17 protein-coding genes are annotated in these 17,101 nt (G+C 28.1%); 1 reads left to right on the top strand and 16 read right to left on the bottom strand.

The genetic code is table 11. From position 1 onward, the window contains the following. Positions 1–92 precede the first annotated feature (92 nt). The 10 genes from AAT22_RS03720 to AAT22_RS03675 form a co-directional block, all read right to left on the bottom strand. Positions 93–584: a DUF1648 domain-containing protein gene (locus tag AAT22_RS03720; protein WP_047000299.1), complete on the bottom strand. Its 492-nt coding sequence runs from the start codon at positions 582–584 to the stop codon at positions 93–95. Between the two features lie 87 nt (positions 585–671). Further along, complete coding sequence (locus tag AAT22_RS03715; protein WP_047000298.1) at positions 672–1,577, bottom strand: D-alanine--D-alanine ligase; 906 nt, start codon at positions 1,575–1,577, stop codon at positions 672–674. Positions 1,578–1,833: 256 nt separating this feature from the next. Next, positions 1,834–2,508 carry an endonuclease III gene (nth, locus tag AAT22_RS03710; protein WP_016208747.1) on the bottom strand — a complete coding sequence of 225 codons (675 nt, stop codon included), beginning with the start codon at positions 2,506–2,508 and terminating at the stop codon, positions 1,834–1,836. Positions 2,509–2,516: 8 nt separating this feature from the next. Continuing rightward, on the bottom strand, positions 2,517–3,221 hold the full coding sequence (locus AAT22_RS03705) for a lysophospholipid acyltransferase family protein (RefSeq protein WP_016208748.1): 705 nt from the start codon (positions 3,219–3,221) through the stop codon (positions 2,517–2,519). A gap of 33 nt (positions 3,222–3,254) precedes the next feature. After that, positions 3,255–4,241: a tRNA epoxyqueuosine(34) reductase QueG gene (queG, locus tag AAT22_RS03700; RefSeq protein WP_047000297.1), complete on the bottom strand. Its 987-nt coding sequence runs from the start codon at positions 4,239–4,241 to the stop codon at positions 3,255–3,257. An 8-nt stretch (positions 4,242–4,249) separates the two neighbouring features. Further along, complete coding sequence (epsC, locus tag AAT22_RS03695; RefSeq protein ID WP_016208750.1) at positions 4,250–4,834, bottom strand: serine O-acetyltransferase EpsC; 585 nt, start codon at positions 4,832–4,834, stop codon at positions 4,250–4,252. Positions 4,835–4,873: 39 nt separating this feature from the next. Further along, positions 4,874–5,782 (bottom strand): cysteine synthase A, encoded by a 909-nt coding sequence (gene cysK, locus AAT22_RS03690; RefSeq protein WP_016208751.1) that lies wholly within the window; start codon positions 5,780–5,782, stop codon positions 4,874–4,876. A gap of 248 nt (positions 5,783–6,030) precedes the next feature. After that, positions 6,031–7,287 (bottom strand): CBS domain-containing protein, encoded by a 1,257-nt coding sequence (locus AAT22_RS03685; RefSeq protein ID WP_047000296.1) that lies wholly within the window; start codon positions 7,285–7,287, stop codon positions 6,031–6,033. A 407-nt stretch (positions 7,288–7,694) separates the two neighbouring features. After that, a complete protein-coding gene (locus AAT22_RS03680; RefSeq protein ID WP_242849780.1) occupies positions 7,695–8,210 on the bottom strand; it encodes a hypothetical protein in 516 nt (171 codons plus the stop codon). 197 nt (positions 8,211–8,407) lie between these two features. Further along, entirely contained in the window at positions 8,408–9,289 is an 882-nt protein-coding gene (locus tag AAT22_RS03675; RefSeq protein WP_047000295.1) for a YegS/Rv2252/BmrU family lipid kinase, read from the bottom strand. Between the two features lie 365 nt (positions 9,290–9,654). On the opposite strand from AAT22_RS03675, the gene pssA reads away from it, so the two are divergent. Then, on the top strand, positions 9,655–10,176 hold the full coding sequence (pssA, locus tag AAT22_RS03670; RefSeq protein WP_047000294.1) for a CDP-diacylglycerol--serine O-phosphatidyltransferase: 522 nt from the start codon (positions 9,655–9,657) through the stop codon (positions 10,174–10,176). Between the two features lie 59 nt (positions 10,177–10,235). On the opposite strand, the gene AAT22_RS03665 is transcribed toward pssA, so the two are convergent. From AAT22_RS03665 to AAT22_RS03640, 6 genes are all read right to left on the bottom strand, one after another. Then, entirely contained in the window at positions 10,236–10,586 is a 351-nt protein-coding gene (locus AAT22_RS03665; RefSeq protein ID WP_047000293.1) for a hypothetical protein, read from the bottom strand. Positions 10,587–10,628: 42 nt separating this feature from the next. Continuing rightward, entirely contained in the window at positions 10,629–11,363 is a 735-nt protein-coding gene (locus AAT22_RS03660; RefSeq protein ID WP_016208758.1) for a hypothetical protein, read from the bottom strand. A 13-nt stretch (positions 11,364–11,376) separates the two neighbouring features. Next, positions 11,377–11,919: a rubrerythrin family protein gene (locus AAT22_RS03655; RefSeq protein WP_047000292.1), complete on the bottom strand. Its 543-nt coding sequence runs from the start codon at positions 11,917–11,919 to the stop codon at positions 11,377–11,379. Positions 11,920–12,487: 568 nt separating this feature from the next. Beyond that, positions 12,488–13,858 (bottom strand): SpoVR family protein, encoded by a 1,371-nt coding sequence (locus tag AAT22_RS03650; RefSeq protein ID WP_047000291.1) that lies wholly within the window; start codon positions 13,856–13,858, stop codon positions 12,488–12,490. Between the two features lie 2 nt (positions 13,859–13,860). After that, positions 13,861–15,036, bottom strand: coding sequence for a sporulation protein YhbH (yhbH, locus tag AAT22_RS03645; protein ID WP_047000290.1), 1,176 nt, complete (start codon positions 15,034–15,036; stop codon positions 13,861–13,863). Between the two features lie 5 nt (positions 15,037–15,041). Next, a complete protein-coding gene (locus AAT22_RS03640; protein ID WP_047000289.1) occupies positions 15,042–16,964 on the bottom strand; it encodes a PrkA family serine protein kinase in 1,923 nt (640 codons plus the stop codon). Between the last annotated feature and the right edge of the window lie 137 nt (positions 16,965–17,101).

Below are 17,101 nucleotides of genomic sequence, written 5' to 3'. Positions count from 1 at the left end.
GAACTGAAAAATGCTTCGCAATTTAAATCTAATAATAAAAAGTACACTTATTAATTAAAAAACAAGTGTACTTTCATTATTAATAAAATAATTTATTTATTTTTTATTGATTTATAAATGTAAAATGCAATACTACCAAAAATAATAATTAATTCTATTGGTAAAAATATTAGGAATGAATTACCATTGTTATTTCCTGTTATATCTAATCTTATTTGCATTGATACAAATATTACCATAATCTCAACATTGATAACTCTCATAAAAGTTGATGCCATATTGTATTGTTTTTCTTTATTCTCAGTAGTTATATTTACTGCATAATTGTATATTTGAGGATATCTTCCTAAAATGCTCATAGCTATATATATTATTAATGCTATTGGTAATATATATAATATTGTATTTCTTGAACCATATCCGTCAACCTCACCTCTCATATTATAGTGAGTTGGTACTATATCAGCTGCATCTTTCCAATGCATAAATGTAATTATAACTAAAAATAAAGTTAATATAACCCCCAAAATGTCTATAATTTTATTAATACTTTTATAAGATTCACTACTTTCCCATTTCTTCATTTATACCACCTAATTTTCTCGAAATTAATTTTTCCTGATAAAATTAAACTTCCTACTCCTTACGGTCGAATTATAAATATATTTTTCTTATTTAAAATTCTTTAGTGAATATTCTATTATCATATCTATAAAATTGGTATAGCTTATTCCCTTTTCTCCTGCACTTTGTGGGAAAAGACTAGTTGCTGTCATTCCTGGTAAAGTATTTACTTCTAAAACATATGGAACTCCTTGCTCTGTGATTATCATATCTATTCTTGCATATACAGAACATTTTAGTGCCTTATATGTGTTAAGTGCCATTTCCTTAACTTCTTTATAAAGCTTTTCTTCTAAATTTATAGCAAAATGCTCTGCTCCGTTTGCTGAATACTTTTGTTCATAATCATAAAAATCTGTTTTAGCCTTTATTGCAAGTATTGGAAAAAGTTCATTTTCAAATACAGGGCAAGTTATTTCATCTCCTTTTACAAATTCCTCAATCATAACTTCATTGTCCCATTTTAAGCCTTCTTTAACAGCATTTTCAACATCTTCTCTTTTAGTTATTTTAAATGTTGCAACACTTGAGCCTCCATTTGTTGGTTTTATAAATACTGGATATTTCATTTCTTCTATAGCTTCATAATCAATTTCTTCTATTGATTTAACATTTAACCATCTTGCTGTTCTTATGTTATTAGCTTTTAATATAGTTTTAGTTAAATCTTTATCCATACATAATGAACTACTTAATGTATCACAACCTGAATATGGAATTCCTAAAGTTTTTAGTACAGCTTGAACAGTACCATCTTCCCCAAATTTTCCATGTAGTGCAAGTAAAGCAAAATCTATATCCTTCACCTTTTCTATAACATCTTCCTTCTTATCTATTACAATAGGAACAACTTCATACTTTTCTTTATTTATATGTTGCATCATAGACTTTCCACTATTTAATGATACTTCTCTTTCTGAAGATATTCCCCCCATTAATATTCCAACCTTCATAACAAGTCCTCCAATTTACTATAAAATTTACTTACTTAAATCTTTATTAATTATATCACTATACAATGTATGATTAAAGCAATAAAAGTAAACTAAATTTATAAAAGGGTATAAAATTTATAACTTTACACCCTTTTTATATACATATTTGTTTCATTTATTTATTATCTTCAACTCATTTACTATTTTTAAATTATTAATTTTAATTTATTTTTATGTATTAACATTAATTATAAACTTAATACTAAATCTGATACTATAATTTTATATTTTTATTAACTTTACTTTTACTAACTTTGTTTTTGCTAATTTCTTTATAATATTTACATTGTTTTGTCAAACTGCATTGTTCACATTTTGGATTCCTAGCAATACAACATCTTCTTCCATGAAAAATTAACAAATGATGTGCTAAACTCCATTCTTTTTTAGGAAGTTCTTTTTGTAATTGCTTTTCTACTTCTAATACATTATCTGAATCTGCAAGGCCTAATCTATTTGAAACCCTGAATACATGAGTATCTACAGCTATAGATGGAACTCCAAAGGCATTGGATAAAACTACATTTGCAGTTTTTCGTCCTGCTCCTGCAAGTGATGTTATTTCCTCCATAGTTTTTGGAACTTCACCATTGAAATTTTCTTTTAACTGGTTACACATCATTATTAAATTTTTTGCCTTACTTCTATATAATCCAATTTGTTTTATTCTCTTTTCTAATTCTTCTGTTGTAAGCTTTAAAAAAGCATCTAAATCTGGATAATCTTTGAATAAAGTTTCAGTTATTTCATTTACCTTTTTGTCAGTTGTTTGAGCTGATAATATAGTAGCAACTAAAAGTTGAAAAGCAGATTCATGATTTAACTCACACTTTGCATCTGGATAATCTTCCTTAAGCTTTTCTAATATTGTTTTTGTTCTTTGCTTCATAAAATCACCTACTTATATATTCCTCTATATTTTTCAGGTAGTAAAATAGAAATTGACTTCATTATATGCTCCATACATCTTTCATCAAAAACATGTCTGTCTTCATCTTTTTCTTTTACTGGTAATTGTAGCGGCTCACCAATTTTTATATTTACATCTGCATAATTAAACTTTTCTCCACCCATATCACCATTTTTATTTATAGGTAAGAGTATTTCTGTTCCGTACATTCCAATTGGTATTATTTGTGCTTTAGTAAGTCTTGCTATTAATAATACTCCCTTTTTCCCTTCAATCATAGCACCTGTTCTACTTCTTGTTCCTTCTGGAAAGATAACTAAGTTTTCTCCACCTTTAACAAGCTTAACTATTTTGGTTATGGCCTCTTTATCTGCTGAATTTGGCTTTATTCCTACATTTTTTATCATCGCTGTTCCAAGTTTTGTTACAGGGTCATTTGAAAGTTTTATTCCAGCTACGAAAGTTGGATCATATTTTTCTTTAAGAAGTTTATCTAATATTAACCCATCTGCATTACTTAGATGATTGCATATAAATATTTTAGTTCCTTCTACCTTTTCTATATTTTCAAAACCTTCTACTTTAATATTAGCATATTTTTTAAAAAATCTATTTACAATAACTTTTGTTATCTTTATTACTAATGACTCTGGTAATATGTTTATTACCTTTACTAATGTTGGTGATAACATTATTCTCCCTCACTTCCTTTAATTATACTTATATTATATTTTATTACTATTTAAAAGTCTATCCACATAATCCTTTAAATAAGGGGAATCTGTTTTTATTGATTTTATATCTTGATTATTATTATTTATTTTAATTAAAGCATTTCTTTTTAAAACATTTTTACCTCTCCATCCACAAGATGTATTTAAAAAGCTTTCCTTAAATCCTCTATTATTTATGTTAGCTAATTCATGACTATTTTCTTTATTCATAAAATCAAAAGGATAAAATTCATTTATGTTTGAGAAATTTATTTTTTCATTATATGGACAAGTATTTTGACAACTATCACAGCCAAAAACTCTTCCATTTAATAACTTTATATGTTTATCTTCTAAATCTTTTTTTTGGGTTAAATAAGAAACACATATATTGCTATTTTTCTTATATGGATTTATGGATTTACTTGGGCAAGCTTTATAGCATAATTCACATTCTCCACATTCCTTAAAATGTGAAAGTTCTTTAAAGTCTCTTTCATCACAATCTATTTCCATATCAGTTATTATTTCTCCTAAAAAAACATAAGAACCATATTTTTTTGTAATAATCAAATTATTTTTCCCTATAAAACCAATACCTGCTAAATAAGCAATATACCTTTCTGGCAAGAAATTGCTATCTACAAAAGGGATTGCTTTCCCACCAATACTTTCAATGTATCCACATATTTTCCCTAAATAAGATTTTACTACTTTGTGGTAGTCTTCTCCTCTAGTATAAACAGAAAAACCATTATCAAAGTAATCTATATCATGAAGATAAGGGAAAGCTATTGATATAATAGTTTTCCCTTCACTCATATAATTAAACGGATTTATTCTCTTATCAATATCTTTTTCTTCGAATTCATTTTCAAGACCTAGACTTTTTCTTTTATAAAAGAACTCTTTAAGTTCTGTAAACTCTCTACATTTTATAAAACCTAAAGTATCTAAACCTATTGAATTACAGTAATTTATTATATTTTCTTTATTCATGATAACCCCTATATAATCATATTGTTATATATTGTTTTTTTATTTCCATCTTCGTCTATTACTTCAATTATATCATTAATATTTCTAATAATATTTCTTCCAGCACATCCTACAACAGTAGCTTTTTCTGGCACTTCCTTTAAAACTACAGTATTAGCTCCAACTCTAGAACCCTTTTTTAGTGTTATGGGGCCTAAAACTTTTGCTCCTGCTCCAATTATAACATCATCTTCTACTGTTGGATGCCTTTTTCCTTTTTCTTTTCCTGTACCTCCAAGAGTAACACCATGATATATAGTAACATTATCACCAATTTCACTTGTTTCTCCAATAACAACACCCATTCCATGGTCTATAAATAGACCTTTACCTATTTTGGCTCCTGGATGAATTTCTATTCCTGTAATAAATCTAGCTATTTGTGATAATAATCTAGCGCAAAAGAATCTTTTATGACTATATAAAAAATGTGCTATTCTATATGCTATCATAGCATGAATGCAAGGATATAACAAAAGCACTTCTATCTTACTTCTTGCAGCTGGGTCACTTTCTAATATATTGTTTATATCATATCTTAAATTTTTAAACACAGCTATTCCTCCCTTTGTAAAAATTACTTGTAACTAATACTAATCATATATTCCCATAGATATATATTTTTCTCCACCATCTGGTGCTATTACTAAGACTTTTTTCCCTTTTCCAAGTTTTTTTGCTTCTTGAATCGCAACAAATATAGCCGCTCCTGAAGATATTCCTAACAAAATTCCTTCCTTTGACGCAAATTCTTTAGTAACTCTAAAAGCATCGTCATCAGAAACCCTTCTAATTTCATCTATACACTCTGGATTATATATTTTGGGTATAAAACCGGATCCTAGTCCTTGTATATTGTGGGCAGCTGCTCTTCCTCCACTTAAAACTGGTGAACTTTCTGGTTCTACAGCAATTATTTTTATTCCATCTATTTTCTCTTTAAGCTTACTTCCTACCCCAGTTACAGTTCCTCCTGTTCCTACCCCAGCAATAAATACATCTAAATCATTTATGTCAGAGTATATTTCTTCTGCTGTAGTTACATAATGTTTTTTTGAATTTGCTAAATTTTCAAACTGCTGAGGCATAAAGTAATTATCCTGCTTTGCTAGAGCTTTAGCCTTTTCTATGGCGCCATTCATTCCTTGTGCGCCATCTGTTAATATAAGTTCTGCACCATATGCCTTTATTAGATCTCTTCGCTCTTTGCTCATGCTATCTGGCATAATTATTATAACCTTATATCCCTTTAATTTTCCTATCATAGCTAGTGCTATTCCTGTATTTCCACTTGTAGGCTCTACTATTATTGAACCTTTTTTTAAAAATCCTTCTTTTTCAGCTTTCTCAATCATTCCTAAAGCTGCTCTATCTTTAACACTTCCACCTGGATTATATTTTTCTAATTTAACATATATTTCAGCACTATCTTCATCAACTAAATTATTTACTTTTAATATTGGTGTTTTCCCTATTAAATCTAAAACGCCATTGTATATCATATTTTCCTCCCCATATATAAGTTCTAATTTAGATAATTTATTTTTAAAGTTTATTACAATTTTATTTCTATAATTGTATAGCTTTCTATAAAAAATAGACATATGTAAATTTTATCATTTCATTTCTCAACTTCAAGTAAACTAAACTTATTTATATTTACTTAAAAACTTAAGGTAATAAATTATAAAAAACTTCGCCTCCAAAATATAGAGACGAAGTAAAACTCTAATTGCAAATCCACTTACTTTTATCTTATTTTTTTCTTCCAAAGTGGATATAATATTTCATCTATTAAATCATGAGTATTTACAGCTCCAATTAACTTGTCTTCTTCATCAATTACTGGTATTGCTAACAAATCATATTTAGCTGCAAGTTCTATTGCTTCATCTACATTAACATCATGTCTAATAACTTCTATATTTTCACTCATTATATCTTTAACTTTAACATCAGGCTTATTTAAAATTAAATCTGATGGGTTTATTGATCCTAATATTCTATCTTCCTCGTCTGTAATATAAATTCTATATAATTCATCTTCTTCTGGTTCTTCCATTTCTCTTAATATATCTATTATTTCTCCTATTGTTATATCTAAATTAAAAGAAATAAAATCTGTGCTCATTATACTACCAACGGCTTCATCTTCATATCTTAAAAGTTCTTTTACTTCTTCAGCATCTTCTTTTTCTAAGTTTATAAGAATTTTTTCTCTTTCTTCGTCATCCAAATCATCTAATATATCTGCAATCTCATCATTTGGCATATTCTCTAAAAGTTCAGCTGCTTTTGTTTCACTTAATTCTTTTATAATACTACCTTTATATTCAGGTTCTATCTCTTCCAATGTATCTGCTGCCAAGTCTTCATCTAATGATTCAAAGATTTGTTTTCTTGAACTTGCATCTAGATTCTCTAGTATATCTGCAAGATCTGCTGGATGAAGAGTTGAAAGTTTTTTATATGGAACTGCTATTTGTAAATTATTATTTACCATTTCTAAAGATTCAACATCATCCCACATTAAAACTCTATCATCATAATCTTTCCTAAGTATCTTGTATATAAAACTACCAAGCTTTGCACAATTCATCCTTCTAAATCTTGCAAGAGGACCTGTTTCTACTGCTATTACCCTGTATTCTCCAGCAATTTCTGCTATTCTTAAATCATCAACTCTTACTACTTGCTTTCCATTTATATCTACTATTTTTTTATCAAGTAAATGTTCTGATAAAAGATAAGAATAAGTTCTTGGGAGTATTTCTTTACTTCCTCTTGTCACTATTTTTATCCTATTTTCTTGCTGATAAAAATTAATGCTTCTAAATTCATAGTGAAAAGTTGATCCATCTCTTTTGACTTTATAACCAATTACTCTAGGATACCCATCTTCAGTGGTTACATATATATCTTTAAGTTCTCCAAGACTTTCGTCAAATTCATCAAAGATCTTTCTTCCCAGGATATTTGTATATAGAAATACTGATAATTTCTTCATATCTTTTCCTCCTCACTTTTAGAGGAGTTAAACAATAAATTTAATAAAATAAAATGGAATATAATTAATTTATAATGAAGTTTATCTCCCCTAAAACTCTAATATTCAATTTTGATAAGTTAATACTCTGAGGGACACCCTCCATTTAAATTCACCCCTTATTTATTTAGAATAAATATCTTTTATTTTGTTGTACATATATTCTCCAATATTATATTATATTAAAAACCACCAAAAAGGCAACCTTTTTAATAGTTAAATATTAAAGAATGAAAAAGTGGAAAAATTAGAGAAGGTTTTAAACACTTCACTATTCACTTTTTATAAAAATACACATAAAAAACACCTATAAACTTAGACACCTTTTATAAGTGTCTAGTATATAGGTATTTTCAAACTATCTTTTTTTATTTAAATGTATATATAGACTTTAATAAGCAGCCTAATATTAATACTTCTCCAATTATAACATATGGATATAAGCTTATTCCACCTAACAATAAAATGTATTCTACTATGTAGATAATTAAGCTTATTAAAAGCATCCTCATACCAGCTTTATTAGAAAACGGTTTGTCTAAATTAATTAATATAAATACTGCTAAAGACGCTAATATGATTAAATATATTAAAATTGGTATTATTCCATTTTCTATTGAAATAATGAATCCAAAATTATTAGTTATACTTATACTAAACTTATATGTATATACTAAAAGTCCATATAGTAACCCTAATATTACCATAAAAATATAATTTCTACTGAATTTTATTCTTTCATTTCTTAAAAAGATATATAAGGATGATAGTATAATTAATGGAATACTAAAGTAATTGAGCAATGCATATTCTTTTAAAAAATATATTATTCCTTGTTTTTCTATTATCACTCCACATAATAGCACTATACATCTTAATATCATTGGTATTAATAAGATACTTATAAATAATTTAATTTTTTTAGGTGATAAGTCTATATTCTTTTTCCCTAGATATAAAATAAATGTAATTATAAATAACAAAAGACATAAATAGCTGAATTCTAACAATTGCACTCCTACCTTTTTATTACTGCTACTTATAATTATTAAAAAAAGTCTTATTTTATTCTAGTTTTATATTATTTTACTCCCAAAATTTTTAGTCCACCTTTTATACACTTTATATTAAGTGGAAAGTCTGGTCCCTTTTCACCATCTATATCAGTTACGATATCTTCATAAGATTCTATATATAAGTTATTAGTTTTAAAATAAATAACATTATCTGAATCTAAATGTTCTCCTCTTAATACTTTAACAAATAAAGGTATTAATTCTATTATTGGAATTGCCTTAAATATAATAACATCTAATTGCCCATCAGTAACATTTGCTTGTGTTGCTAGCTTGAAATTACCTGCTGTTTGACCATTAAAAACTAACATAAAATACATTTTACCTTCGTATTTCATCTCTTCTGAATCAATTTTTATGTCAAGTTTTCTAAAGTTTGGAAGTTCTTCTAATCCCTTTAGATAATATGCTAACTTTCCTATTGTATTTTTTAAATTTACATCTGTCTTTTGTGATACATCAGTAAATAAACCTGTGCTTGCAACATTTACAAAGTATTTATCATTTATACTTCCTAAATCTACTGGTGTAACTTCTGATGATAATATTTGTTTACATGCCTTTGATATATCTGATGGCATTCCTAAAAATTTACCAAAATCGTTTGCTGTTCCAACTGGTAATATTCCTATTGGAACTGATATTCCACATTTCGCCATAGCATTAACAACATTATCTATGGTTCCGTCTCCCCCAGCAATCAACACGTAATAATAATTATTTTCTTTAAAGTCATTAAAAGCATTTATAACATCTACTTCTTTATTTATTCTATACGGGACAATCGTGTATCCTGCGTCTTGGTGTATTTTTATAACCTTATCCAATTGATCTAATATCAAATTTTCTCCTGAGTATGGGTTATAAATAAATTTTACCTTTTTCACATTACCCCTCCTAGGTTTATTGTATTATTAATTATATAATTCCATATAATAAGTATAGAAGTTGCAATAAATATTCTACTCTTAACTAAATTATTTTAACAGCTTATATTAATTTAAGTAAAAGATGATGTAGATTATTGATTGAAACATATATATAGTATATTACTATATTTTACATATAAATCAAATTAAATATTTCCTTAATTTATTAATTTTATCTTAATTTATTAATTTTATCTTAATAATTAATTTAATCTCTAAACATCTTATATTTATTTTAAATATATGTTATAATATTGCATTGATAATAAAATATTAAGAAAGCATTAACTTTGCTTAGTATTTTTTAAACCAGGAGTGATTTTATGAAAAAGAGTTGTATTCCAAATGTTTTTACATTCATTAATTTATCGTGTGGCATAATATCTATTTTATACACATTTGAAAAAAATTATTTATTTGCTTGCTTCTTTATAATAATAGCAGCACTTGTAGATAGATATGATGGAAGAATAGCTAGATGGTTAAATGTTACAAGTGAGCTTGGAAAAGAATTAGATTCTCTAGCTGATTTAGTATCCTTTGGAGTAGCACCATCTATTCTTACATTTTTAATGTATGATTTAGAAAAAGTAGGTCCAGCTGGAATAATAGGCTTTGCTGTTTTATTAGCATTTCCTATATGTGGAGCTTTCAGATTGGCTAGATATAACACATCTTCTTTTGACGGTGTTTATACTGGAATTCCTATAACTATTGCAGGAAGCTTTATAGCCATATTTGTATTTTTTACATTAAACTATAAAATAACACCATGGATTCCAATTGTTCTTTTAATGCTTGGAGCTTATCTTATGGTTAGTACTTTCAAACTAAAAAAACTATAATAATGAAATTAAATCTAAAGCTATTTCAAATATATTTGAAATAGCTTTTTTAAAATAATTTATTCTTCATATTCCCTTTCTGAATTATCGAATTGTACTTCATAATCGATCTCTGTCAATATATTATCTTTATTTGTTTTTTCATCAACATATTGTTTTTTAATTTTACAATACTTTGTATAAGATGTACTACATTCGTCTAAAGTCTTAATTATTTCATCTATTATTTCACCTAAATCATCAGCTCTTTTCACAGCTTCTTTAACCTGACTTTTTTTAGCTTCTGATATATTATTTAGTTCATTTGCTCCTCCTACTAAAAGCCTATATGAGTTCACCATAGAACTAAGTAGATTTGTTAGGTTATTGATTTCATTATAATGAGATTTAATTAAATTTCTATATTGCAATTAATCACCTCTCTCTATTCTGTAAGGTAATATATGCTAAACTTATATATTATTTTTGTTTTTTTCTGCTTCCATTTCTATGGATTCACTTGAAAATTCATCATCTATTTTGTTATAAATTTCAGATGCATATTTAAATCTGTCTTCTAATTTTTGATTCTTTTGTTTACGTATAATTTCATCATTTAAAGCATCTATGCTTTCTTTTAATATCTTTCTTGTTTCTTCTAGAACTTCCTCTATTGCTCTACTTATATATTCATAATCCTCTTCTTTGCATTTTAATGAACCTAAATGTTCTTGATACATTGCTTCAAACTCTCCCATATAGTAATTTACTAAGCTCTCCTTATCAACATCACTTAAAGGTTCTTTAATTTCTGAAATTATCTTTTTATATTCATCATATATTTTTCTAAATCTATTTGCATATTCATTTGACTTCTTTAATTCTTCCTCTTTATTTTTCCCTTCACAACTCTCTTCAAGAGCAGCAATATATATCATAAATGCTTTCATGTAACTTGCTATCTTTTCCTCCATGACTTTATCTTCTATGTTTTGAATCTCCTCTTCTTGTATTTCTTCTGTTTCATTTCCATGATAAGCTTCTACAGAATCTTCTTTATCTGCTAATCTCCATCTACAACTTTCAACTTGCTCTTCTTTTATTTCACTTTCAGTTTCATAATCCATAGTATTAGATTCAAAATTATATCTAAACTCTTCATTAAACAATACAGGGACAAAAAATTCTTTTGGTATTGATATAAACACTATACTATCCTCCTTAATCATTGCTGATCTTATAATATGGTTTATAATAAGCTCTAGGATATTTACATAGTGGACATATTATTGGAGCCTCTTCACCTTCATGTACATACCCACAATTCATACATACCCACAATGATCCTTTTGGTCCCTTGAACATTGTTCCATCTTCAATCCTGTCATATAGAACTTTAAAAGTTTGAGCATGATTTTCTTCTGTTTCTGCTAATTCCTTATAAAAATCAGCTATTTCAGTGAATCCTTCTGTTCTCGCCTCTTCTTCGTATCTCTTGTAAATATCTTCGTATTCTGATCTTTCCCCTAAAATGCAATCTTCCAAATTGTTCTTTGTACATATTACCAAATTCAAGAACTTTCCATATACTTCTCTTGCATGAGCTAATTCATTATTTGCTATTTCATCGAATATTTCTCCTACCCATTGATAGCCATCAAGTCTTGCTCTTTCAGCGTATAAATTGTATCTACTTCTTGCTCTTGATTCACCTGCAAATGTCTTATATAAATTTTGTTCTGTTTTACTTCCTTTTAGTTCCATTCTTCTCTCCTAAAACTTTATACGCTTATATTTTATGCAATATATCATTTAAATGTGACCTTATGTAATATTTTGCGAAGCATTTTTCAGTTCATAGTTCACAAGGCACAGTGCATAGTTGTTTTTATTTTTTTAGATAACAGGGAACAGGTATCAGGTAACAAATGCTAAATGTAAACTTTAGATTTATTTTGCGAAGTAAGCTTCTTAGGTAAAAGGTAACAATTAACAGTTAGCAAACTCAATTATAGTCTGCTACGCTTAACTAAATTTTAATGTCCCTCCTCAATTATTTTTTACTAATAACTTAATTTATTATTAATTTAAATTCTTAATATGAGTTGTCGAAGGTAAATAGACGGTAAAATAAGCATATAACGAGAAACTAGAAGTATTTGGTGAAGGAAGAACTACTATGCCTTAGTGTTGTTGGTTTGTCTAAGCGCAGCAAGTTTAACCAAAACTCTTGGCATAGTAGTTCTCCGAGACTAGTACTCCTTTTCGTAGATATTTAGCTTATGAAACATATCTATTTATCGTAGCCTTTATTTGCAATTTAGAACTTACTTTAATTAATAAATATTTTTCTGTCTTCATTACAAACTATTTCTACACTTTTACCTTCTTTTGTTTTGGTTATTAAAGTCACCTTATGCCCCCATAAGTCTTGAACATATTTTAAGGTTTCTTTTGCATATGACATTTCAAGCTCACGCCCATCGAAGAAATGTTCTAATGTTATGCTTAAATCCCTTTTATTTAAATCAGTAACCCTTATATATGGAATTGATGCAACACCACAAGTATCTGCTAAGTAATCTCTTATTTGCTTCCAACCAATTTCATCTGGTACTTCTTCAATTACGTAATCAAAACTTTTTTTAGCATATTGAAATAAATTAAGATCTTCACAAAGCTCTTGAGTTAAATACCTTCTCAAGAATGAACTATCTCGCTCTAATTTTCTAACCTCAAAAATCTTATCTCGTCCGTATCTTCTTTCAATATCTTGGAATACTTTAAACCCTATATAATACGGATTTAATCCTCCTATAATAGGTGCTACAACATCATTATGCCTTTTTAAAAATTCAAAATGCAGTCCTTCCTCAAGATCTAGTTCTTTTAATATATTATAATGCCAAAAGCTTGCCCATCCTTCATTCATTATTTTGGTCTCTATTTGTGGCATAAAGTATTTGGTTTCTCTTTTTACTATTCTTAATATATTTTTTTCCCATTCTTCTAAGGAGCTATATTTAATTATAAATCCAATAACATCATCAAATGGCTCTACCGGTATTTTAGATATATTGGGAAATGGAATATCCTTATTTTCCTCTAATATCCCTCTATTTTCTTTTTTTAAATAATAATCTTCAATTAAACTCTCTTTTATCTCTTCACTACTTAATTCTTTTATTCCAACAACTCTAGGTATTTGAAATTTAATTGCATGAGCTGCATCTAGTATTTTTTCAACTTTTTCATATCCTATACTTGGGTCGTTAATATATCCCCTAATTATTTCTGCATCTAGCTTAAACATCTCTAATGCACCTTTAGCATTAGTTCCCTCTACAAACATTCTATTATTTGCAAAGAAATCATTATGCCCATAAACATGTGCCATTGTTAGTATTTGTAGAAGTAACGTATTTTCTCTCATCAAATATGCAAGACAAGGATTTGAGTTTATTACCATTTCATAGGCTAATCCAGTCATATTTAATGAATATAAGGTTTTATTTTTATCATACGCTTTTCCATAACTCCAATGAGGATATTTAGAAGGCATACCAACATATGCCTCATATCCTAACATTTCATTAAACCCTATTATTTCAAACTCTTGCGGATAAAAATTTAGTCCAAATTCCCTTGCCTTTGCTTCAATAATTTCATTCCAAGCTTCTAAAGTACTCACATTGTATTCCATAGCTATTCCTCCTTTAGCTCTTTAGATAACATTATCTTCAATGCATCCCATAAATCCTTCTTTTCTTTTACTATTACAGAAACAAAATTTTTATAATTTATTTCTTTATTAAATCTATAGTACATTGTTGTAGAGTAAGTGGAAGGTAATAGCTCTGCATATCCAAACATATTGCTTACTTCACATAAATCTCTTACAGATTTCATAGCTCTTTCGTTATCCTCACTCCAGTTATCCCCATCACTAGCATATATAGGATAAATATTCCACATTTCTGGTGGATATTTTTGTGCAATTAAATTTAAAGCTACATTAAGTCCACTTGAAATATAGGTTCCACCTGATTCTGCTTTATGGAAAAATTCATATTCATTTACTCTTTTTGCAACCGTTGTATGAGATATAAACTCAAAAGCTATATTATTATATTTTCTTCTTATAAACCTAGATAAAACAAAGAATAATGATCTCGCTAAATACTTTTTACTGCTATCCATAGATCCTGATACATCCATGATAAATATCATTACCGCATTACTTTCCTTTTTAGGTTTTTTCTTAACTTTGTAATACCTAAGGTCTTCTTCTCTAAAAGGAAATCTAGATATTTTAGTGTTTATTCCTTCTTCTAATAAGGCTCTCTTTTTTCCTTGCTTCCTTGCCATTTTTGCTATAACTGTCTTTTTCTTTGCAAGCCTTGGATTTATTCCATATCTTTGATATCCCCGCTTTCTCCCTGCACTTTCAGTTATTATTTCAGAGTATTTTTTCCTATCCAAATTAGGAAGTTCTAGGTCCTCTATAATATAATCCATAAGCTCTTCCATTGTTATTTCAGTTTCATAGACATCATCCCCTGGAGAATTTCCTGCTCCTTTATTCCCATTCTTTCCAGATCCCTGACTTCCATCTGAAATCTTATCTCCACGCCTCTCATTTCCGACTCCTGTGGCAACCCCCTTATTATTTCGCCCAAATACAAATTGATATTCTTTTATACCCCTAATTGGAATTTTAAACTTCTTATTTTTACTTTCCCCAATTATACTTTCCTCTGAAAGAATATCTCCCAAATTTTCCTTTATGGACTTTTCTACTAATTGCCTATGCCTTCTTCTATCTTCTATGGATCTATCATGCTCTAATGGGTTATCTGCACTGTCTCTAAAGATTGCCATTTTTATCAATCCTTCCACAAGTTGTTTGCAGCATATTTTAATATGACATCACAACAATGTAAGCAGTATCCATTATTTTGCATTTCCTCAACCATAGAGTTATATTTTTCAGCTTGTTCTGTATCTCTAACTCTAGATTTAGTTATTATTCTTGAAAGATCCTTAACAGATGCCATAAGTTTCTTTTCTATAGCTTCTTTTAAAGGTTCATAGGATGTATAGTCTATTTTGCTTCCATTTCTAATTAAATAGAACATATATGAAGTAACATCTGCTCTAAATCCCTTACATGAATTTTCTGAAACCCCAATTTGTTCTTCTATACTTCTCATAAATTCTTCATCTGGATTTAATTCTTCACCAGTAGATATATCCTTAATTTTACTCTTATTCACAAAGGCTTCTGCATTATCTATATAGTTATCAAATAAACTTTCAGCCTGTTCTCTAAAGGAATGAATAAAGGCTTTTGTAATTTCTTTTTCAAGAATTTTGTTATATTCCTTTCTTATAGTATCTTGCATAAAGCCAAGATATTTTTTCTTATCTTCCGCCGCTATGTCCATTTCCTTAACTGATTTTATTATACTCTCCATTATACTTAATGGATTTATGCAGTTATGCTCTGAACTAGATAAAGCATTATCTATTGCTTTAATTATAAATCTTGTACTTATGCCCTTCATGCCTTCATATGAACCGGCTTCTTCTCTTAATTCATTTATATCAATTCTCTTAGTACCACCTTTTTCAACTATATCTTCTCCATTATAAATTTTAAGTTTTGTTATAGGGTCAACCTTAGCTGATGGAGATAATCTTGAAAGAATAGCAAACATAGCTGCAATTTCTATTGTATGTGGCGCTATGTGAGCATTAAAGTTACTCTTTTTTAATATTTTTTCATATATCTTTACTTCTTCATCAAGCTCTAAGCAGTATGGAACTTCTATTTTTACAATTCTATCTAAAATAGCTTCGTTTGTATGATCTGACTTGAATTTATTCCATTCAGCTTCATTTGAATGTGCTATTATAAGACCATCAAAGTAAATCATAGATCCTTTACCTGGTGATGGAATAGATTTTTCTTGTGTTGCTGTAATTATTGTATGAAGATATTCCACATCATTTTTAAATACTTCTATAAATTCAACTAATCCTCTATTACCTACGTTAAATGCTCCATTTAGTGAAAATATTCTTGGATCATCTTCTGAATACATATCCATTTTAGAAATATCAATTGAACCTGTTAATATTGATGTATCCTGATTGTTAGGATCTACCGGTGGGACAACTCCAATTCCTTTTCTAGATCTAATAGAAAATCCCTTTCTTTCAACTGGGAATTTTTCATATTCTCCATTTAAATTATTAAGCAGCTTATACTTACAAACTGGACATAAATCACCTTCTATTTTTAAACCTAATAATTCCTCAAATTTTGGTCTTAAATGCTTAGGTATTAAATGTAATGGTTCTTCATGCATTGGACAACCTTTTAATGAATATATAGGAGCACAATCTACTAATGCTTTCTTTAAAGCTTCTACTAAAGATGACTTACCTGCTCCAACTGGACCAACTAAGTATAAAACCTGTCTAGATTCTTCAGCATTCATTGAAGCTGAGTGTAGATAATTTACAAGCTTCATTATAACTTTGTCAATACCAAAAAAATCATCCTTAAAAAAACCATATTTTCTTATAGATTCATTTCCATATATTTTCTTAACCTTAGGGTTCTCTTCTCCCTTTAGTACTTCTATTCCCTTGCTAACTACCATATCATAAATTCGCTTATGTGAAAGCTTAGCTATATCTGGGTTTTCTTTTATTATTTCTAAATAATCAAGGAATGTTCCTTCAAACTTTTCTTTATTTCTGCTTTCTCTATCACTTTTTATAAATTCTTCAAAGTTCATTTACTCCCCCCCTTTTACTAAAATATATTCATTATCCTTGCCTATATATGACAAGTATTTTTTCCTAAATGAACTCCTTTTAATTTTCTATAAATATGCACGTAAATGAAAAAAGGTTCACGAAAAAAGCTGATATG

Origin of the sequence: Clostridium sp. C8 (genome assembly GCF_001010885.1) — a bacterium.
In the GTDB taxonomy this organism is placed as follows: domain Bacteria; phylum Bacillota; class Clostridia; order Clostridiales; family Clostridiaceae; genus Clostridium; species Clostridium sartagoforme.
This window is presented reverse-complemented; position numbering and strand designations above follow the sequence as displayed.